This window comes from Actinoplanes oryzae, assembly GCF_030757795.1.
Taxonomy (GTDB): Bacteria; Actinomycetota; Actinomycetes; order Mycobacteriales; family Micromonosporaceae; genus Actinoplanes.
Genome location: NZ_JAUQWH010000040.1, coordinates 23,013 through 41,023, shown reverse-complemented (window position 1 = coordinate 41,023; position 18,011 = coordinate 23,013). Strand labels below are relative to the sequence as shown.

General features: G+C 71.7%; 18 protein-coding genes. 11 read left to right on the top strand and 7 right to left on the bottom strand.

Annotated elements, in window-relative coordinates; all coding sequences use genetic code 11:
- The first annotated feature begins 1 nt into the window (after position 1).
- The 3 genes from RBH18_RS15895 to RBH18_RS15885 are packed head-to-tail and all read left to right on the top strand — an operon-like array spanning position 2 to position 2,714.
- Positions 2–736: a (Fe-S)-binding protein gene (locus RBH18_RS15895; protein ID WP_306208388.1), complete on the top strand. Its 735-nt coding sequence runs from the start codon at positions 2–4 to the stop codon at positions 734–736.
- Complete coding sequence (locus RBH18_RS15890) at positions 733–2,148, top strand: LutB/LldF family L-lactate oxidation iron-sulfur protein (RefSeq protein WP_306208386.1); 1,416 nt, start codon at positions 733–735, stop codon at positions 2,146–2,148. Before RBH18_RS15895 ends, RBH18_RS15890 begins: the two co-directional genes overlap by 4 nt.
- On the top strand, positions 2,145–2,714 hold the full coding sequence (locus RBH18_RS15885) for a LutC/YkgG family protein (RefSeq protein ID WP_306208384.1): 570 nt from the start codon (positions 2,145–2,147) through the stop codon (positions 2,712–2,714). The genes RBH18_RS15890 and RBH18_RS15885 overlap by 4 nt, the downstream gene beginning before the upstream one ends.
- Here the strand turns inward: RBH18_RS15885 and RBH18_RS15880 are convergent.
- From RBH18_RS15880 to RBH18_RS15860, 5 genes are all read right to left on the bottom strand, one after another.
- Complete coding sequence (locus RBH18_RS15880; protein ID WP_306208382.1) at positions 2,711–3,850, bottom strand: hypothetical protein; 1,140 nt, start codon at positions 3,848–3,850, stop codon at positions 2,711–2,713. The genes RBH18_RS15885 and RBH18_RS15880 overlap by 4 nt on opposite strands.
- A complete protein-coding gene (locus RBH18_RS15875; protein WP_306208380.1) occupies positions 3,847–4,368 on the bottom strand; it encodes a SigE family RNA polymerase sigma factor in 522 nt (173 codons plus the stop codon). Before RBH18_RS15875 ends, RBH18_RS15880 begins: the two co-directional genes overlap by 4 nt.
- A gap of 78 nt (positions 4,369–4,446) precedes the next feature.
- Positions 4,447–6,021 carry an ABC transporter permease gene (locus tag RBH18_RS15870; RefSeq protein WP_306208378.1) on the bottom strand — a complete coding sequence of 525 codons (1,575 nt, stop codon included), beginning with the start codon at positions 6,019–6,021 and terminating at the stop codon, positions 4,447–4,449.
- Positions 6,018–6,911 (bottom strand): ABC transporter ATP-binding protein, encoded by an 894-nt coding sequence (locus RBH18_RS15865; protein ID WP_306208376.1) that lies wholly within the window; start codon positions 6,909–6,911, stop codon positions 6,018–6,020. Before RBH18_RS15865 ends, RBH18_RS15870 begins: the two co-directional genes overlap by 4 nt.
- Complete coding sequence (locus RBH18_RS15860) at positions 6,908–7,522, bottom strand: TetR/AcrR family transcriptional regulator (RefSeq protein ID WP_306208374.1); 615 nt, start codon at positions 7,520–7,522, stop codon at positions 6,908–6,910. Before RBH18_RS15860 ends, RBH18_RS15865 begins: the two co-directional genes overlap by 4 nt.
- Before the next feature lie 65 nt (positions 7,523–7,587).
- Here RBH18_RS15860 and RBH18_RS15855 point away from each other — a divergent pair, with 65 nt between their 5' ends.
- Genes RBH18_RS15855 through RBH18_RS15845 form a run of 3 tightly spaced genes read left to right on the top strand, consistent with a single transcriptional unit; the run spans position 7,588 to position 9,810 of the window.
- Positions 7,588–8,646, top strand: a complete 1,059-nt coding sequence (locus tag RBH18_RS15855; protein ID WP_306208373.1) for an L-dopachrome tautomerase-related protein — start codon at positions 7,588–7,590, stop codon at positions 8,644–8,646.
- Positions 8,647–8,653: 7 nt separating this feature from the next.
- Positions 8,654–9,634: a quinone oxidoreductase family protein gene (locus RBH18_RS15850; protein WP_306208371.1), complete on the top strand. Its 981-nt coding sequence runs from the start codon at positions 8,654–8,656 to the stop codon at positions 9,632–9,634.
- Complete coding sequence (locus tag RBH18_RS15845; protein WP_306208369.1) at positions 9,631–9,810, top strand: hypothetical protein; 180 nt, start codon at positions 9,631–9,633, stop codon at positions 9,808–9,810. The genes RBH18_RS15850 and RBH18_RS15845 overlap by 4 nt, the downstream gene beginning before the upstream one ends.
- Here the strand turns inward: RBH18_RS15845 and RBH18_RS15840 are convergent.
- A complete protein-coding gene (locus RBH18_RS15840; protein WP_306208366.1) occupies positions 9,797–10,297 on the bottom strand; it encodes a metallophosphoesterase family protein in 501 nt (166 codons plus the stop codon). The two genes, RBH18_RS15845 and RBH18_RS15840, sit on opposite strands and share 14 nt — an antisense overlap.
- A 292-nt stretch (positions 10,298–10,589) precedes the next feature.
- Between RBH18_RS15840 and RBH18_RS15835 the strand changes: the two genes are divergently transcribed.
- From RBH18_RS15835 to RBH18_RS15820, 4 genes are all read left to right on the top strand, one after another.
- Positions 10,590–12,776 (top strand): discoidin domain-containing protein, encoded by a 2,187-nt coding sequence (locus tag RBH18_RS15835; RefSeq protein ID WP_306208364.1) that lies wholly within the window; start codon positions 10,590–10,592, stop codon positions 12,774–12,776.
- 112 nt (positions 12,777–12,888) lie between these two features.
- Positions 12,889–13,911: a sugar ABC transporter substrate-binding protein gene (locus RBH18_RS15830; protein ID WP_306208362.1), complete on the top strand. Its 1,023-nt coding sequence runs from the start codon at positions 12,889–12,891 to the stop codon at positions 13,909–13,911.
- Position 13,912: 1 nt separating this feature from the next.
- On the top strand, positions 13,913–14,929 hold the full coding sequence (locus RBH18_RS15825; RefSeq protein ID WP_306208360.1) for an ABC transporter permease: 1,017 nt from the start codon (positions 13,913–13,915) through the stop codon (positions 14,927–14,929).
- Complete coding sequence (locus RBH18_RS15820) at positions 14,926–15,720, top strand: ATP-binding cassette domain-containing protein (protein ID WP_306208359.1); 795 nt, start codon at positions 14,926–14,928, stop codon at positions 15,718–15,720. Before RBH18_RS15825 ends, RBH18_RS15820 begins: the two co-directional genes overlap by 4 nt.
- A gap of 173 nt (positions 15,721–15,893) precedes the next feature.
- Here the strand turns inward: RBH18_RS15820 and RBH18_RS15815 are convergent, their stop codons facing one another.
- On the bottom strand, positions 15,894–17,303 hold the full coding sequence (locus RBH18_RS15815) for an MDR family MFS transporter (protein WP_306208358.1): 1,410 nt from the start codon (positions 17,301–17,303) through the stop codon (positions 15,894–15,896).
- 64 nt (positions 17,304–17,367) lie between these two features.
- On the opposite strand from RBH18_RS15815, the gene RBH18_RS15810 reads away from it, so the two are divergent.
- Entirely contained in the window at positions 17,368–17,961 is a 594-nt protein-coding gene (locus tag RBH18_RS15810) for a TetR/AcrR family transcriptional regulator (RefSeq protein ID WP_306208419.1), read from the top strand.
- Positions 17,962–18,011 lie beyond the last annotated feature (50 nt).

The following is an 18,011-nucleotide window of genomic DNA, read 5'->3' as shown; positions in this document are numbered from 1 at the left end:
CGTGCGGATCGCGCTCTTCGTCACCTGTCTGGCCGACACGCTCTTCCCGGCGGCCGCCAAGGCCACGGTCGAGCTGCTCGAGCGGCTGGGCCACGAGGTGGTCTTCCCGGCCGAGCAGACCTGTTGCGGCCAGATGCACGTCAACACCGGCTATCAGAAGGCGGCGCTCCCGCTGGTCCGGCGGCATGTGCGCACCTTCGAGGACTACGACGTGATCGTGGCGCCCTCGGGATCGTGCGTCGGCTCGATCCGGCACCAGCACGCCATGGTGGCCCGGGGAGCCGGCGACGCACCACTCGCCGCAGCCGCGCAGGCGGTGGGAGACCGTACGTTTGAGCTCTCCGAGCTGCTGGTCGACGTGCTGCAGGTCGAGGACGTCGGGGCGTACTACCCACACCGGGTCACCTACCACCCGACGTGTCACTCCCTGCGGATGATCCGGGTCGGGGACAAGCCGCTGCGGCTGCTGCGCCACGTCCGGGGCATCGACCTGGTGGACCTGCCGGCGGCGGAGCAGTGCTGCGGCTTCGGCGGCACCTTCGCGCTCAAAAACGCGGACACGTCCACCGCGATGCTGGCCGACAAGATGGGCCACATCGTCTCCACCGGGGCCGAGGTGTGCACCGCGGGAGACGCGTCGTGCCTCATGCACATCGGTGGCGGCCTCACCCGGCTCGGCGCCGGGGTGCGGACCGTCCACCTGGCCGAGATCCTGGCAGCGACGGAGGGGTCATGACCACTTTCCTCGGGATGCCGGCGACCGCACCGCCCGGCGTCGGCAACCTGCGCGGGGACGAACCCTTCCCGAAGGCCGCGAGGAAGGCCCTTGCCGACGATCAGCTCCGGCGCAACCTGGGGCACGCCACCAGCACGATCCGGCGCAAGTCGGGTGCGGTGATCGGCGAGCTGCCCGACTGGCAGGAGCTGCGGGCGGCGGGCTCGGCGCTCAAGGCCGCCACGATGGCCCGGCTGCCCGAGCTGCTCGAGCAGCTGGAGGAGAAGGTCACGGCGGCGGGCGGGGTGGTGCACTGGGCCGCCGACGCCGCCGAGGCGAACAGGATCGTCACCGGGCTGGTCAAGGCCACCGGCCAGGAGCGGGTCATCAAGGTCAAGTCGATGGCCACCCAGGAGATCGGGCTCAACGAGGCGCTGGAGGAGGCCGGCATCGCGGCGGTCGAGACCGACCTCGCCGAGCTGATCGTGCAGCTGAGCCACGACAAGCCCAGCCACATCCTGGTGCCCGCGATCCACCGCAACCGGGCGGAGATCCGGGAGATCTTCCTGCGCGAGATGCCCGGCGTCGACCCGGGGCTGACCGACGACCCGGCCACGCTGGCCGCGGCGGCCCGGCGCTACCTGCGCGAGACGTTCCTGAGCACCAGGGTGGCCGTCTCGGGCGCGAACTTCGCCGTGGCCGAGACCGGCACGCTGGCCGTACTCGAATCGGAGGGCAACGGCCGGATGTGTCTCACCCTGCCGGAGACCCTCATCACCGTCATGGGCATCGAGAAGCTCGTGCCGACGTGGCGGGACCTCGAGGTGTTCCTGCAGCTGCTGCCGCGGGCGTCGACCGGCGAGCGGATGAACCCGTACACCTCGATGTGGACCGGGGTCACGCCCGGCGACGGCCCGCAGGAGTTCCACCTGGTGCTGCTCGACAACGGCCGGACGGCGGTGCTCGCCGACGAGGTGGGACGGCAGGCGCTGCACTGCATCCGCTGCTCGGCGTGCCTCAACGTCTGCCCGGTGTACGAGCGGACGGGCGGCCACGCGTACGGCTCGGTCTATCCGGGGCCCATCGGGGCGGTGCTGTCGCCGCAGCTCACCGGGGTCGAGGACAACGCCTCCCTGCCGTACGCGTCGTCGCTGTGCGGGGCGTGCTTCGACGCCTGCCCCGTCAAGATCGACATCCCGTCCATCCTCGTGCACCTGCGCAACGAGGTCCCGCACCCGCGCGCCGAGAGGGCGGCGATGGCGGCCGCCGCGTACACGATGGACCACCCGGCGCTCTACGCCCGCGCGCAGCACGCCGCGAAGCTCTCCAAGCACGCGAAGAAGCTGCCGCCGCCCCTGAACGGCTGGACGGCGAGTCGCGACCTGCCGGATCCGCCACCCGAGACCTTCCGCGACTGGTGGGCCAAGCGATGAGCAGCAAGGACCTCATGCTGAGCCGCATCCGCGCGGCCCTCGGCGACGCCACCACCCCGGATTTCGTGCCCCGCGACTACCGGGCGGCGGGCAGCGGCAAGGCCGATCTGGACGTGCTGGTGGACCGGCTCGTCGACTACAAGGCCGTCGTGCACCGCGAGCAGGACGTCGCGGCCGTCGTCGCCCAGCTGCGGCCCGGGCGACTCGTGGTCCCGCCGGGCATCGACCGCTCCTGGCTTCCGGCGGGGGTCACCCTCGCGGAGGACGAGTTCACGGCCGACGCTGTCCTCACCGCCGCCACCGTGGCCGTCGCGGAGACCGGCACGATCGTGCTGGACGGCTCGCCCGACCAGGGGCGACGGCGGCTGTCGCTGCTGCCGGACCTGCACATCTGCGTCGTACGGACGGATCAGGTCGTCGCCTCGGTCCCGGACGCCCTGACCCGGCTGGACCCCACGCGCCCGCTGACCTGGATCAGCGGGCCGTCGGCGACCAGCGACATCGAGCTCAACCGGGTCGAGGGCGTGCACGGCCCCCGGAACCTGCACGTGGTCCTGCTCGGCTAGTCACACGTCCAGCGCACCGCCCGGGTCTCCGCGACCGGGCGGTCGGCGCCGCGGACGTACTCGTTGCCGGTCACGGTCGTGCCGTCGTCGCTGATGGCGATCGGCTCGAAGTCGCTGGTCGCCGAGCCGGTCTGGAGTTTCCGGGCGGTGCCGCCGGACAGGATGAGGTAGGAGTGTTTGACTGTGTAGTCGGCGAGGACGCTGCCGTCGGCCGCCACCGCGATCGGCCGGTAGAACTGCGCGGGCAGAAGCTCGTACTCCGCGGTCGTGACGTTGTAGCGGAACCCGTCTCGGCCGTTCGCGCCCGCGACCCAGCCGTTGCGGATGCCGACCGTGTATCTGTCGTTCGCGCCCGGCGCGATCGGCAACGGGCGGCTACCGCCGTCGGGCGCCCAGACCACCAGCTCGTCGGGGACCTGTCCGGGGAACCCGATGGAGCCGGCGATGGTGCCGTCGTCGTCGATGCCCACCGGGATGCCGTGCGCGGGCAAGGGAGGCGTCGTCGTGGCCCCGGCCGTCCGAAGGACCGGTCCGACGCCGTCCCGGAGTCCCACGATGTCGCCGTCGTCCGCGATCGCGGCGGCGGAGCCGGTCCAGAGCCGGGTCAGCTTGCCGTTCCGGTACGCGTACGCGCCGTTGTCCAAGGTCGCCACGAACTCGCCCTTGCCGTTGATCGCGTACCGGGCGTTGATGTCGGCCGGCACCGCCACCTCCGCGACCTTCTCGCCGTCCCGCCACACGACCGCCTTGCCGGTCCTGTCCTCCACCACGTAGCGGCCGGTGTGGTCGACGGCGGACACGGCGCCGGCCGGCCCCGGCAGGCGCGACCTCGTGCAGTCCGGGCCGGCCGGGGCCTCGGGCAGGGAGGGCCCATCGGGTGCGGCGAAGCTGGCACTGGCACTCGGCCAGATGTCGCCGGGCTGGGGCAGGGAGGCGTTCCGGATCGCGACCGTGGCGCCGCCGGCGAGGGCCACCGTCGCGACCGCGGCCAGCACGCTGTTGCCGATGATGCGGGCGTGCCGGCGCCGGGTGCCCACACGGACGATCTCGTCGACGTCCAGCCGCTGCGCGCCGCCGGGCTCGCCGGCCAGCGGGCCGAGGAGCCGCTTGGCCTCGCTGTCGTCCATGGCGTTCATCGGGCTCCTTTCAGGGCCACGCTCGGCGATACCGAGGTGCCGAGGATCTTGCGCAGGGCGGTCAGGGCGTGACTGGTCTGGGACTTGACGGTCCCCTCGGTGCAGCCGAGCTGCTGCGCGACGTCGGCGACGCTGAGGTCGCAGAGGTAGCGCAGCACCAGGACGGCCTGCTGGCCCGGGGCCAGCCGGGACAGCGCCGCGCGCAGCACCTCACGCTCCTCGACGCCGGAGCCGGGCGCGGGCGGGTCGATCGGGGCCGCGCCGAACAGCCGCACCTTCCACCAGCCCCGGCGCCGCTCGTTGATGAACGTGCGCACGAGGATCCGCTGCACGTACGCGTCGACGTTGTCGGCCTGCGACACCTGCCGCCACCGCGAGTAGACGGTGGTCAGGGTCTCCTGCACCAGGTCGTCGGCCTGGTGCGTGTCCCCGCACAACAGGTACGCCGACCGTCTCAGCGATGCCGCCCGCCCGCGTACGTAGGCAAGGAAGTCGGAGTGCCTACCATCACTTGTCACGAACCACCGACGCGATCCGCCGCCGAAAGGTTGTGCCCCCTCGCCGGAATTTCGGGCACAATCCCGCTGACCGGCTTCTCACCCGGTGGGCACGTCGCGGCGCCGGAAGGCCGCGACGCCCGCCGCGGTGGCGAGGACGGCGACCACGGCGAGTGCCACCAGCGGCGTGGCTGTCACCTCGCCGCCGGGCAGATGCGGTGTGTGGGTGAACGGCGAGACGTCCAGCACCCACTGGTCCAGGCCCAGGACCGCACCGCCCAGCAGCAGCAGGAAACAGCCCGCGACCACGCCCCACGCCGCCGGCGCCTGCCGGGGCAGGGCACCCAGCATCAGTACGGCCACCGCGCCCAGCGTGGCAGCGGCCGGCACCTGCACCGCGGCCCCCGCCAGCACGCCCCCGACGTCCCCGGCCAGCAGACCGCAGGTCAGGCCCCCGGCGAGCAGCGCGGCAGCCGGCCCGGCCACGGCGAACAGCACGTGGCTCCCGAGCCAGCGCAGGCGCCCGGTCTGCGTGGCGAGCACCAGCTCGGCGTGGCCTGTCTCCTCCTCGTCGCGGGCGCGCAGGGCGGCCTGCACCGCGTACGCCGCCGCGAAGATCCCCATCAGGCCCAGCACCGACGCGAGGAAGCTGTCACGGACGGCCGACGCGCCGCCCATCCGCGCGAGGATCCGCGCGAGCCCGGCGTTGTCCGTGGTCAGGTCGGCGACGCTCTGCGCGACCCCGCCGAAGACCAGCCCGAGCGCCGCGAAGCCGAGCACCCAGCCGGCCAGCACACCCCGGTGCAGCCGCCAGGCCAGACCCAGCGGACCGCCCAGCGACGGCGGCGCGACGGCCGGGCCGAGCCGCGGGGCGAGCAGCCCGGCGCCCACGTCCCGGCGGGCCTCCAGGACCGCGGCGGCGGCGAGCAGCACGGCGGTCAGGGCGAGGGCGAGCAGGGCGGGCCACCCGGCATTTTCCCCGTACGGGAAGGTGCGGTGCAGCCATCCGATCGGTGACAGCCACGACAGCCACGCGAGGGAACCGTCGCCGAGGGCGCTCACGTCCCCGGCGAGGCGCAGCACGTACGCGACGGCGAGTCCGCCCACGCCCAGGAACCGGGCCGTCCGGGCGGTCTCCCCCGCCTGCGCGGCGACCGCTCCCACCCCGGCGAAGACCCAGCCCGCCAGCGCGTACTGCGTCGCGAGCAGCACCGACCCGGCGGCCGGCATCCCCTGCGAGAGCAGCAGCGGGGTCATGACCAGGGCGAGGACGACGTTGGCGCCGAGCGTGGCGATGAGGGCGGCGGCCAGGCCCGCGTGCCGCCCGGTGACCCCGGCGCCGAGCAGCTCGGTGCGCCCGGCCTCCTCGTTCGCGCGCGTGTGCCGGATGACGGTCAGCAGGCTGAAGAGTCCGACGATGACGGGGAGGAAGCCACCGCGCCAGGCGACGATCTCGCCGAGGCTGTCGCCCTCGAGCGGCCCGTACAGGCCGACGAAGCCGGCGTTGGCCCGGCTCAGGCCGGCGTACTGATGGAGGTCGGCGGCGGTGGGGAACAGCTCCCGGAAGGAGCTCACGTAGAGCACGGGAAGCAGCCCGAGCAGGACCGCCCACAGCGGCATGAGCACCCGGTCGCGCCGGAGCACGAGCCGGACCAGCTGCCAGGTCCCGGTCATGCGGCCGGCTCCTTCCTGTACTGGCGCAGGAAGAGCTCCTCCAGCGTCGGCGGCCGGCTGGTGAGGCTGCGCACGCCGATGCCGACAAGCTTGCGCAGGGCCGGGTCCAGGGCGTCGGTGTCCACGTCGAACACCACGCGCCGGTCGTCGGTGCGCAGGCCGTGCACGCCCGGCAGCGTGGCCAGCCCGTCGACCGGCCCGGCCAGCTCGGCCGTGATGGTGGTCCGGGTGAGGTGCCGCAGCCCGGCCAGGGTGCCGGTCTCGACCGTACGCCCGGCGCGCACGATCGTGACCCGGTCGCACAGCGCCTCCACCTCGCTGAGGATGTGGCTGGACAGCAGCACCGTCCTGTCGCCGGACCGCCGCTCCTCCTGCACGACCTCGCGGAAGACCTCTTCCATCAGCGGGTCCAGCCCCGAGGTCGGCTCGTCGAGAATCAGCAGCTCGACGTCGGCCGAGAGCGCCGCCACCAGCGCGACCTTCTGCCGGTTGCCCTTGGAGTAGGTGCGGGCCTTCTTGCGCGGGTCGAGGTCGAAGCGCTCCAGCAGCTCGTCGCGCCGGCGCCGGTCGGCACCGCCGCGCAGCCGCCCCAGCAGGTCGATGACCTCGCCGCCGGTGAGGTTGGGCCACAGGGTGACATCCCCCGGCACGTACGCGAGCCGCCGGTGCAACGTGGTCGCCTCGGCCCACGGGTCGCCGCCCAGCAGCCGCGCTGTCCCGGCGTCGGAGCGCATCAGCCCGAGCAGGATCCGGATGGTCGTGGTCTTCCCGGCGCCGTTGGGACCCAGGAAGCCGTGCACCTCCCCGGTCTCGACCCGCAGATCGAGCCCGTCCAGCGCCCGCACCTTGCCGAAGCTCTTCACGAGACCCGCAACGTCGACAGCAGTCATCTCCCCGCCTCCTCGGCGAACTTGTCCAGTGCGGCGTACATCTGGTCGGCCAGCTCGGGGCCGACCAGCGGGCGGCTGAAGATCTCGAGGGACGCGCGCAGCATCCGCGCCTGGCCGGCGGGCTCGGTGGTGTCCTCGCCGATGGCCCGGGAGATCTGCTCCCGCAGGATGAACATGCCCATCTTCAGCGCCACCAGGACGGCGGCGTACGCGCGGGGATCGTCGGTCTTGACGTCGGTGGTGGCGATCCAGGTCTCGCCCTGCTGCACCATCGCGTCGAACATCCGCTCCCCGGCCGGGCTGCCGTCCATGGTCGAGCGCAACACGTAATTCTGCAGCCGCACCGGCACGGCCTGCAGCGCGGCGAAGATGTCCTGCGAGCCGGCCAGGGCGGCGCCGCGAACGCGGGTGAGCTCGGCCTGCACCCACTCGTCGCAGGCGTCGCGCAGTCCCTCCTTGGATCCGAAGTGGTGCCGCAGCAGCCCGGAGGAGACCCCGGCGGCGTCGGCGATGTCGCGGATGGTGGTGGCCTTGGCCCCCCGCTCGGCGATGAGCGTGATGGCGGCGTCCCGGATGCGGGCGCGTGCGGTGAGATCCGACTGACTACTCACGTGTGCAGCCTACTACACAATCGTATAGTCGTTTCCCCCTCGATCTCCGGGGGTATGCGGCGGCGATGAGCGAACAGCTGGAGACGGTGCACGCCTTCGACAGCGGCCCGATGCCGACCGGGGTGAGCGTCTCCGCCACCGGCCGGGTCTTCGTCAACTTTCCGAAGTGGGGCGACGACGTGCCCTTCACCGTCGCCGAGATCCGCGACGGGGAGGTCGTGCCGTACCCGGACCAGGCCTGGAACGACCCGGGCGGGGACGACGACCCCAAGGCGTTCGTGTCCGTGCAGAGCATCGTGGTGGACCCGGCCGACCGGCTGTGGGTGCTCGACACCGGCTCCCCGATGTTCCAGGAGACCCACTTCGGCGGCCCGAAGCTGGTCTGCATCGATCTGGCGTCCGACACGGTCGAGCGCACGATCGTCTTCGACCCGAAGACCGCGCTGCCGACGACCTACCTGAACGACGTGCGCTTCGACCTGCGGCGCAACGCGGCATTCATCACCGACTCGGCCGACCAGGGCCCGAACGGCATCATCGTGGTCGACCTCGACAGCGGGACCGCCTGGCGGCGCCTGCACGACCACCCGTCGACGAAGGCAGACCTGGCGCTGCGGCCGTCGGTCGAGGACCGGCCGTTCCTGGACCGCTCCGGCGACCAGCCGCAGCCCGTCACGATGGGCGCGGACGGCATCGCGATCTCCGCGGACGGCTCCCGGCTCTGGTACTGCCCGCTGCAGTCCCGCCACTGGTACAGCGTCGACGCCGGCGCGCTGTGCGACCGCGAGGTCTCCGACGACGAGGTCGCCGCGACGGTACGCGACGAGGGCGACAAGGGCGGCATCTCCGACGGGCTGGAGACCGACGACCGGGGGCGGCTGTATCTGACGAGCCCCGAGCGGAAGGCGCTGCTGCGCCGCGCGGCGGACGGCACGATCGAGACCTTGGTGCAGGATCCGCGCCTGCTCTGGCCCGACACGATGTCCGTCGCCGAGGGCTACGTCTACGTGACGGCGAACCAGCTGCACCGGCAGGCCAGGTACACGGGCGGGGCGGACGAGCGGGAGTACCCGTATGCGCTGTTCCGATTTCCGATCGACGCGGGGCCGGTTCGTCTGACATAAGTGGGGGATGCGACGCGTACGCTTCGACGACCTCCGCATCGAGGAAGTGCCCGAGCCGGCGCCGGCCGAGGGCGAGCTGCTGATCCGCGCCTCGGCGATCGGCGTCACGCTGCCCGTGGTCCGCATGGCACGCCGTGACAGCCCGGGCCTCGCCGCCGGCTCGCGCGTCCCCGTCGGTTCGCACGTCACCGGCGGCTCGCGCGTTCCCGCCGGCTCACGGGTTCCCGGCGGCTCGCGCGTTCTCGGCGGGGAGGTCGCGGGCACGGTGATCGGGCTCGGGCCGGGCGTGTCCGGCTTCGCGCCCGGGGACCAGGTGGTGACGCTGCCGTTCAGCGGGTCGTACCAGGACGTGGTGGTCGCCTCGGCCGCGATGACCAGCCCGATTCCGCCGGATGCCGCGGTGACCGCGGTGGCGCTGGTCCGCAGTGGACACGTGGCGCTGGCGGCGCTGGGCACCCTGGCGGCGGGCGAGTCCGTCCTGATCACCGCGGCGGCGGGCGGCGTCGGGCATCTCGCCGTGCAGCTGGCCCGGGCGCGAGGGGCGTCCCGCGTGGTGGCCGCCGTGGGGACGCCGGACAAATCGGACTTTGTCCGGAAGCTCGGGGCGGACGAGGTCGTCACCTACGACGGCGACTGGGGGCAACCGGTCGACCTGGCCCTCGACGGCGCGGGCGGCGAGGTCCTCCCCCGGGCGCTCGCGGCGGTGCGCCCCGGCGGCCGGCTCGTCTACTTCAGCTCCGGCGGCGGCACGATCGCGGCGTCCGACCTCCTCGGCGGCGCGAAGACGGTGACCGGCCTGGCGATGCGCCACTTCGCGGCAAGGCACCCCGACCAGTACGCCGCCCACGAGCCGGAGCTGTGGCGCCTGGTCGAAACCGGTCAGCTCGCGCCGGCCGTCCACGCCGAGCTGCCGCTGACCGAGGCGGCCCGAGCCCACGAGCTCCTGGAGTCCCGGCGGAACCTCGGCAAGGTGGTGCTCCGGCCGTGACGAGGATCCCGGGTCTGGCGGTCGTCGTCGCCCTGGCCGGCGGCTGCGGTGGCGAGCCGGGCCGGGGAGCGCTGCGGGAGGCGGCGGGCGAACAGCAGCGGGCCGAGTGCCGGGGCAGCGCCGGGCCCGCGATCGCGCTGGTCCACGGCATCGGCTCGGCGGTCACGATCTTGTGATCGTGTGCAGGGTGACCTCGCCGAGCACGCCGTTCTCGATCGTCGTCGTCATGTACGTGCAGTGCGGCTGGCGGCGGCGGTCGGTGGGGCTGCCCGGGTTGAGCAGCCGCAGGCCGCCGGGCGCGACGGTGTCCCACGCGATGTGCGAGTGGCCGAAGACCAGCAGGTCCACGTCCGGATAGGCCGCCGCGCAGCGGATCTCGCGGCCCTTGGCGTCGCCGGTCTCGTGGACGACCGCCAGGCGCAGGCCGTCGAGCGTCTCGCGGGCGACGAGGGGCAGGCGGGAGCGCAGCGCCGGGCCGTCGTTGTTGCCGTAGCAGGCGATCAGCCGGCGGGACCGGGACTCGAGCAGGTCGAGCAGCGCGACGTCGACCCAGTCGCCGGCGTGCACGACCACGTCGGCGGCGGCGATCGCCGTCCACAGGGCTTCCGGCAGATCTCGGGCGCGTTTCGGGACGTGCGTGTCGGTCGTCAGGAGCAGCCGCATACCGACCACTGTAGGTGGTATGCCGGGAAAGCCCGTCCTGCTGGCCGCAGCCGATTCGGGCTTGGCGCCCCGCCTGGGAAAACCGTTATCGGGCAGCTCAGCGGGCGGGCGACGGAACCGGTTCCGGGACATCGACGGGTATCAGGTTCCGGAACCTTTGACACATTGACGTAACCAACTTAGTTTCCAGACGGGGAAGCGCTCTCCGAAGATCGCTCCCCCGTGGAGCTTCCCCGGCTCCGTCAAGGGCGCGCAACCCCACGCGCCCGGACCCTCCGCGTGAGGAGATGTCATGACCGTCCCCATCACCCCGGCGAGGCCGAGAAGGCGGTGGCGTCTCGGCGCGACCGCCGGCCTCGTCGTCGCGGTCGTCGCCGGCTTCGGCGCGGCCACCACGCTGAGCGCGCACGCCGCCGAGACGCTGCTGTCGCAGGGCAAGCCGGTCACCGCGTCGTCGTACGAGAACCAGGGCGCCTTCCCCGCCGAGGCCGCCGTCGACGGCAACACCGGCACGCGCTGGGCCTCCGGGTTCGCCGACCCGTCGTGGCTGCAGGTGGACCTGGGCGCGAGCTCGGCGATCAACCGGGTCGAGCTGAACTGGGAGGCCGCGTACGCGAAGACCTTCACGATTCAGACCTCGGCCAACGGCAGCACCTGGACCGACGCCACCCCGGCGACCGCGGGCCAGGCCGGCGTGCAGAGCCTGACCGTCAACGCGACGGCCCGCTACGTGCGCATGTACGGCACCGAGCGCGCCACGGCGTACGGCTACTCGCTGTGGGAGTTCAAGGTCTTCGGTGGCACCCCCTCCACCGATCCGACCGTCCCGCCGGGCGGCAGCCTCGGCTCCAACGTCATCGTGTTCGACCCCTCGATGTCGGCGGCCTCGATCCAGAGCCAGGCCGACACGATCTTCCGGCAGCAGGAGTCGAACCAGTTCGGCGAGCAGCGCTACGTCCTCGCGTTTAAGCCGGGCACCTACAACGGCCTGAACATCCAGGTCGGCTTCTACACCTCGGTGATCGGTCTCGGACAGAACCCGCAGGACACTCGGATCAACGGCGACCTCACCGTGGACGCGGGCTGGTTCCAGGGCAACGCGACCCAGAACTTCTGGCGCTCGGTCGAGAACCTGTCGGTCTACCCCGTGTCCGGCGCGGACCGCTGGGCCGTCTCGCAGGCCGCACCCTTCCGGCGCATGGACATCCACGGCGACCTCAACCTCGCCCCCAACGGGTACGGGTGGGCGTCCGGCGGCTACATCGCCGACTCCCGCATCAGCGGCTCCGAGCAGCAGTACTCGCAGCAGCAATGGTTCACCCGCAACAGCACCATCGGGTCGAGCCTCAACGCGGTGTGGAACCAGACGTTCGTCGGCGTGCAGGGCGCCCCGGCGTCGAGCTTCCCGAACCCGCCGTACACGACGATCGGTCAGACCCCGGTCATCCGCGAGAAGCCGTACCTCTACCAGGCCAACGGCGCGTATCAGGTGTTCGTGCCGAGCCTGCAGACCAACGCCGCCGGCGTGACCTGGGCCAACGGCAACACGCCGGGTACGGCACTGCCGCTGTCGCAGTTCTACGTGGCGAAGCCGGGTGACTCGGCCGCCACGATCAACCAGGCGCTGGCGCAGGGCCTCAACCTGCTCTTCCAGCCGGGCATCTACCACGTGAACCAGACGATCAACGTGACCCGGGCGAACACCGTCGTGCTCGGCCTCGGCTACGCGACGATCATCCCGGACAACGGCGTCACCCCGATGCAGGTCGCCGACGTGGACGGCGTGAAGATCGCCGGCCTGCTCTTCGACGCCGGCACCGCCAACTCGGCGAACCTGCTCGTCATCGGCCCGAACGGCTCGTCGGCGAGCCACGCGTCGAACCCGACGACCGTGCAGGACGTGTTCTTCCGGATCGGCGGCTCGATCGCCGGCAAGGCCACCAACAGCCTGCTGGTCAACAGCAACAACACGATCATCGACCACATCTGGGCATGGCGCGCCGACCACGGCAACGCCGGCACGTACGGCTGGACGGTCAACACGGCCGACACGGGCCTGATCGTGAACGGTCAGAACGTCACGGCGTACGGCCTCTTCGTCGAGCACTACCAGAAGTACGAGGTCATCTGGAACGGCAACGGCGGCCGCACGTACTTCCTGCAGAACGAGCAGCCGTACGACCCGCCGTCCAACGCCGCGTGGCGCTCGGGTGCCAACGGCTACGCCGCGTACAAGGTCGCCGACACCGTGACCAGCCACGAGGCGTGGGCGATGGGCAGCTACTGCTACTTCAACGTGAACCCCCAGGTGCACTCGGACCGCGGCTTCGAGGTCCCGGTGACCAGCGGGGTGAAGCTGCACAACATCTTCACCGTCTCGCTGGGCGGCAACGGCGTGATCGACCACGTCGTGAACAACACCGGCGGCCCGGCGCAGGGCACCGCGACCGTCCCGGTGACCGTCACCAACTTCCCGTAGGCAGACCGGCCGGCGTCCCACCCGGGGCGCCGGCCCTTTGTCAATCGTTGACAGTCGATCGCTTGCGGGCGTTCACTGCAAGGGCAGTCCTTCCCGACGAGGTGGAGGAGACATGCCACGAGTAGTTCCCGCGCTGGCCGCGGTCCTTCTGGTCGTTGCGAGCGCCGGCTGTCAGGGCGGCTCCGGCGAGGACGTCGTCGGGCTGATCACCAAGACCGACACCAATCCCTTCTTCGTGACGATGAAGAAGGGCGCCCAGCAGACGGCCGGGCAGCAGGGCGTCGAGCTGCAGTCCTTCGCCGGGAAGATCGACGGCGACAACGAGGCGCAGGTGCTCGCCATCGAGAACCTGATGTCCTTCGGCGCCAAGGGCTTTCTCATCACCCCCAACGACTCCAAGGCCATCGTGCCGTCCATCGACCGCGCCCACGAGCAGGGCATGCTCGTCATCGCGCTGGACACGCCGGTCGACCCGCCGGACGCCGCGGATGCCACGTTCGCCACCGACAACTACCAGGCCGGGCGGCTGATCGGGCAGTGGGCGAAGGCGAAGTTCGACAGCCAGGGCAAGGCGGCGAAGATCGCGCTGCTGGACCTCAACGCCAATCAGGTCTCGGTGGACGTACAGCGGGATCAGGGTTTCCTCGAGGGCTTCGGCATCGACGTCGCCGACAAGAACAGGATCGGCGACGAGAAGGATCCGCGGATCGCCGGGCACGACGTCACCGACGGGGCCGAGGACGGCGGCCGGACCGCCATGGAGAACCTGCTGCAGAAGGACCCGGCGATCAACCTGGTCTACACGATCAACGAGCCGGCGGCGGCCGGGGCGTACCAGGCGCTCAAGTCCGCGGGCAAGGAGAAGGACGTCACCATCGTCTCCGTCGACGGCGGCTGCCCGGGCGTCGACAACGTGAAGAACGGTGTCATCGGCGCGACCTCGATGCAGTTCCCGCTGAAGATGGCGGCGCTGGGCATCGAGGCGATCGCGCGCTTCGCGAAGGACGGCACCCGGCCGCAGGCCACCGCCGGCAAGACCTTCGTCGACACCGGGGTCCAGCTCATCACCGACGACCCGCAGGCCGGCGTGGAGGCGAAAGACTCCGCGTGGGGCCTGCAGAATTGCTGGGGCTGACATGGCGACTTCGGCGGTCGGCGACTTCGAGGTCGCCCGGCACGAGACCCTGACCGAGCGGGTGCAGCACATTCTGCACGGCAATCCGGTGCTCGGGCCGCTGGCCGTACTCGTCATCGCGATCGTGGCCTTCTCGATCGTGAACGAGCGCTTCTTCTCGGCGACCAACCTCTCGCTGGTGCTCGCCCAGGTCACCGTCATCGCCACGCTCGCCCTGGGTCAGACGCTGGTGATCCTCACCGCCGGCATCGACCTGTCGGCGGGCGCGATCGCGGTCTTCTCGTCGATCATCGCGGCCAACTTCGCCTTCGACGCCGGGCTGCCGGGCGTCATCGCGCTGCTGCTCGGCCTGGTCTGCGGCACGGCGATGGGCGCCCTCAACGGCGTGCTGGTGACCCGGATCAAGCTGCCCCCGTTCATCGTCACGCTGGGCACGCTGACCATCTTCTTCTCGCTCAACTCGGTGGTCTCCAACAGCGAGACGGTACGCGGCTCCGACATGCCCGGCATCATGACGTGGACGGGCGAATCCCTCCCGATCGGGAGCTTCCGGCTCACGTACGGGTCGATCCTCATGCTGGCGCTCTTCGCCTTCTTCTTCTACGCCCTGCGCTCGACCGCCTGGGGCAAGCACGTCTACGCCACGGGCGACGACCGGGAGGCCGCCCGGCTCGCGGGCATCCGGACCGGCCGGGTGCTCTTCTCGGTCTACACGGTCGCCGGTCTGCTCTACGCGATCGGCGGCTGGATCCTCATCGGCCGGCTCGCGTCGGCCAGCCCCAACGTCGGCACCGAGTACAACCTGGACTCCATCACCGCCGTGGTCCTCGGCGGCACCAGCCTCTTCGGCGGCCGCGGCGGTGTCCTCGGCACGCTGATCGGCGCCCTGATCGTCGGCGTCTTCCGCAACGGCCTGCAGCTCGGCGGCGTCGAAGTCGTCTGGCAGGGCTTCGCCATCGGCCTGCTCGTGCTCGTCGCCGTGTCCCTGGACCAGTGGATCAGGAAGGTCAAGTCGTGAGTGCTCCTGTGCTGGAGGCCCGGGGCCTCACCAAGCGGTACGGCCGCGTCACCGCCATCGAGAGCGGCGACCTCGAGCTCTATCCGGGCGAGATCCTCGCGGTCATCGGCGACAACGGCGCCGGCAAGTCCAGCCTGATCAAGGCCCTCTCCGGCGCGCTGGTCCCGGACAGCGGCGAGATCTACCTGGACGGGCAGCGCGTGCAGTTCCGCAACCCGATGGAGGCGCGCGAGGCCGGCATCGAGACCGTCTACCAGACGCTCGCGGTCTCGCCCGGCCTCGACATCGCCGACAACCTCTTCCTGGGCCGCGAGCACCGGCGCCCCGGCATCCTCGGTTCGGTCTTCCGCATGCTCGACCGCGGGCACATGCGCAGCGAGGCCAAGCGGCACATGTCCGACCTCGGCATCGGCACCCTGCAGAACATCGGCCAGCCGGTCGAGTCGCTCTCCGGCGGCCAGCGGCAGGCGGTGGCGGTGGCGCGCTCGGCCGCCTTCGGCAGCAAGGTCGTCATCCTCGACGAGCCCACCGCCGCCCTCGGCGTCAAGGAGGGCAACCGCGTCCTCCAACTCATCCGCGACGTCCGCGACCGCGGCCTCCCGGTGATCCTGATCAGCCACAACATGCCCCACGTCTTCGAGGTGGCCGACCGCATCCACATCCAGCGCCTCGGCCGCCGCGCGACGGTCATCACCCCCGAGTCGCACAGCATGAACGAGGCGGTGGCCATCATGACCGGCGCCGCCGAGCCCCCGCCGCCGGTCACGCGCAGCGAAAAATCAAGAGCGTAAGAGCGGATGTCGTAGCTGGGTGGGGGGTACAGACCGCCGCTCACGCCGAGGGCCCGGCACGACTCCGCCGGCCGCTGGCGCGTCCGGAGCGCGGAGCCCCACCGGGCGACGTGCGTGATCCAAGACGGCTCGGGGTGCATTCAGCAGGCGATGTCGCGGGCCGGGAGGTTGCCTCAAGCCGCGGCGGCCGCAACCGGCTGCACCTCGGGCTCGGCCTCGGGGCGGCCGGGCAGGAGCAGGGAGACGAGGACGGCGAAGGCGGTGAAGCCGACAGCCCACCAGAAGGACTCCTGGAAGGCGGCGGCCGGGTCGATGGCGTGCTGGGCGGCACCGTGCAGGATGACGGCGAGGACGGCCACGCCGAAGGAGCCGCCGAGCTGCTGGGCGACCCGGGTGATGATGCTGGCGTGCGGCATGTCGGGCCGGTCCAGCCCGACGAAGGCGGCGCTCATCAGGGGGATCATGACGGCGCCCAGCCCGGCGCCGCGGAGCAGCAGGACGGCGGCGAGGAGCCAGGTGTTCGAGGCGGTGTCCGCGAAGGCGAACGGCACTGTGGACAGGGCGACGAGCGCGAAGCCGGCGGCCGAGACGACACGCGGGCCGAAGCGGTCGGTGAAGCGGCCGGCCAGCGAGCGGCTCAGCAGCGTGCCGATGCCCTGGGGGACGAGCATGAGGCCGGCTCCGAGGGCGTCCGCGCCGCGTACCTCCTGGTAGAAGAGCGGGAGCAGCAGCATCGCGCCGTAGAGGGCGGCGCCGGAGAGGAACATCAGGACCGACGCCGAGGCGAGCGGCCGGTGGCGGAGCAGGCGCACGTCGACCAGCGCGCTGCCGCCGCGGCGGACGGCCCAGGCGACGAAGGCCACGAGCAGCGCGGCGCCGCCGGTCAGCGGCCCGAGGACGTCGACGCGGCCGAAGCCGCCGGGCTCGGTGACGTTCGTGAGGGCGTACAGGACGGCAATGACGCCGGGGACGACGAGCGCGAGGCCCGGCAGGTCGAGCCTGGGCCGGGTGCGGGGGCCGTCGGCCGGCAGCAGGCGGATCGCGAGGACGATGCCGGCGACGCAGAACGGCACGTTGACCCAGAAGAGCCAGGGCCAGTCGAGCCGGTCGAGGATCACGCCGCCGAGCACGGGTCCGAGCACCGGGCCGGCCATCACGGGCAGGCTGATCACGGCCATCAGCCGGCCGAGGGCGCGCCCGGCGGCGGCCTGCATGAGCATCGTCGTCATCAGCGGCAGCATCAGGCCGCCGCCGAGGCCCTGCACCACGCGGAAGGCGATCAGGCTCGGCGCGTCCCAGGCCAGGCTGCACAGCACCGAGCCCGCCAGGAAGATGCCGAGGCTCGCCAGCCAGAGCCGCTTGCCGCCGAAGCTGTGCTGCGCCCAGCCGGCGACCGGGATCGTGACGAAGAGCGCCAGCAGGTACGCCGTGCTCACCCACTGGATCGTCGCCACGCTCGCGTCGAGGTCCTCGGCGAGCGCCTGCAACGCCACGCTGACGATCGTGCTGTCGAAGACGACCGCGAGCGCCCCGGTGACGAGGGCGATCGCGGTCCGTCTGACCCCGGGGTCGAGCTTGTCCACGGCGACTCCTTAGATACACGAGTGTTTCTTATAGGCTGAGCGATAAGATACACCCGTGACTCCTATGGATGGCAAGCCCGGGCGCCGGCGCGGGCAGGAACTCGAGAACGCGCTGCTCGACGCGGCATGGGAGGAGCTCAACGCCCACGGCTACGGCGCGTTCACCATCGACGCGGTGGCGCAGCGGGCGGAGACAAGTCGTGCGGTGCTCTATCGGCGCTGGCAGACCCGGGACGAGCTGGCCCAGGCGGCGATCACGCACGCCGTCCGCGCCGTGGTCCGGGTCGTCCCGGACACCGGCAGCCTGCGGGGCGACCTCATCGCCATGCTGCTCGACTTCAACGAGACGCGGTCACGGTTCGCCGCGCTGCTCAGCGTGCATCTGGGTGCGTTCTACGCGGAGACCGGCCGGACCATCGCCGACCTGCGCAGCAGCATCGTGCGGGAGGAGCCGGGGCCGACCGCGCAGGAGGTCTACGACCGGGCGGCGGCGCGGGGCGAGCTGGATCCGGCCCGGCTCACGCCGCGGATCGCGAACCTGCCGTTCGACCTCTACCGGCACGACATCATGGTGACGCTCCAGCCGCTCCCCGAGCAGGCCATCGTGGAGATCGTCGACGACATCTTCCTGCCGCTGGTCCGGCCGCGGGAAGGATGATCATTCCCCCCCGGCCCGACTTGTCCCGCCGGACGCCGGATGCCGCCCGG

Bases quoted from the DNA above. Each gene is read 5' to 3' on its own strand.
- RBH18_RS15870 (WP_306208378.1), bottom strand. From the start codon at position 6,021: ATGACCGGGACCTGGCAGCTGGTCCGGCTCGTGCTCCGGCGCGACCGG.
- RBH18_RS15880 (WP_306208382.1), bottom strand. From the start codon at position 3,850: ATGAACGCCATGGACGACAGCGAGGCCAAGCGGCTCCTCGGCCCGCTG.
- RBH18_RS15835 (WP_306208364.1), top strand. From the start codon at position 10,590: ATGACCGTCCCCATCACCCCGGCGAGGCCGAGAAGGCGGTGGCGTCTC.
- RBH18_RS15810 (WP_306208419.1), top strand. From the start codon at position 17,368: ATGGATGGCAAGCCCGGGCGCCGGCGCGGGCAGGAACTCGAGAACGCG.
- RBH18_RS15865 (WP_306208376.1), bottom strand. From the start codon at position 6,911: ATGACTGCTGTCGACGTTGCGGGTCTCGTGAAGAGCTTCGGCAAGGTG.
- RBH18_RS15840 (WP_306208366.1), bottom strand. From the start codon at position 10,297: ATGCGGCTGCTCCTGACGACCGACACGCACGTCCCGAAACGCGCCCGA.
- RBH18_RS15850 (WP_306208371.1), top strand. From the start codon at position 8,654: ATGCGACGCGTACGCTTCGACGACCTCCGCATCGAGGAAGTGCCCGAG.
- RBH18_RS15825 (WP_306208360.1), top strand. From the start codon at position 13,913: ATGGCGACTTCGGCGGTCGGCGACTTCGAGGTCGCCCGGCACGAGACC.
- RBH18_RS15890 (WP_306208386.1), top strand. From the start codon at position 733: ATGACCACTTTCCTCGGGATGCCGGCGACCGCACCGCCCGGCGTCGGC.
- RBH18_RS15830 (WP_306208362.1), top strand. From the start codon at position 12,889: ATGCCACGAGTAGTTCCCGCGCTGGCCGCGGTCCTTCTGGTCGTTGCG.
- RBH18_RS15855 (WP_306208373.1), top strand. From the start codon at position 7,588: ATGAGCGAACAGCTGGAGACGGTGCACGCCTTCGACAGCGGCCCGATG.
- RBH18_RS15885 (WP_306208384.1), top strand. From the start codon at position 2,145: ATGAGCAGCAAGGACCTCATGCTGAGCCGCATCCGCGCGGCCCTCGGC.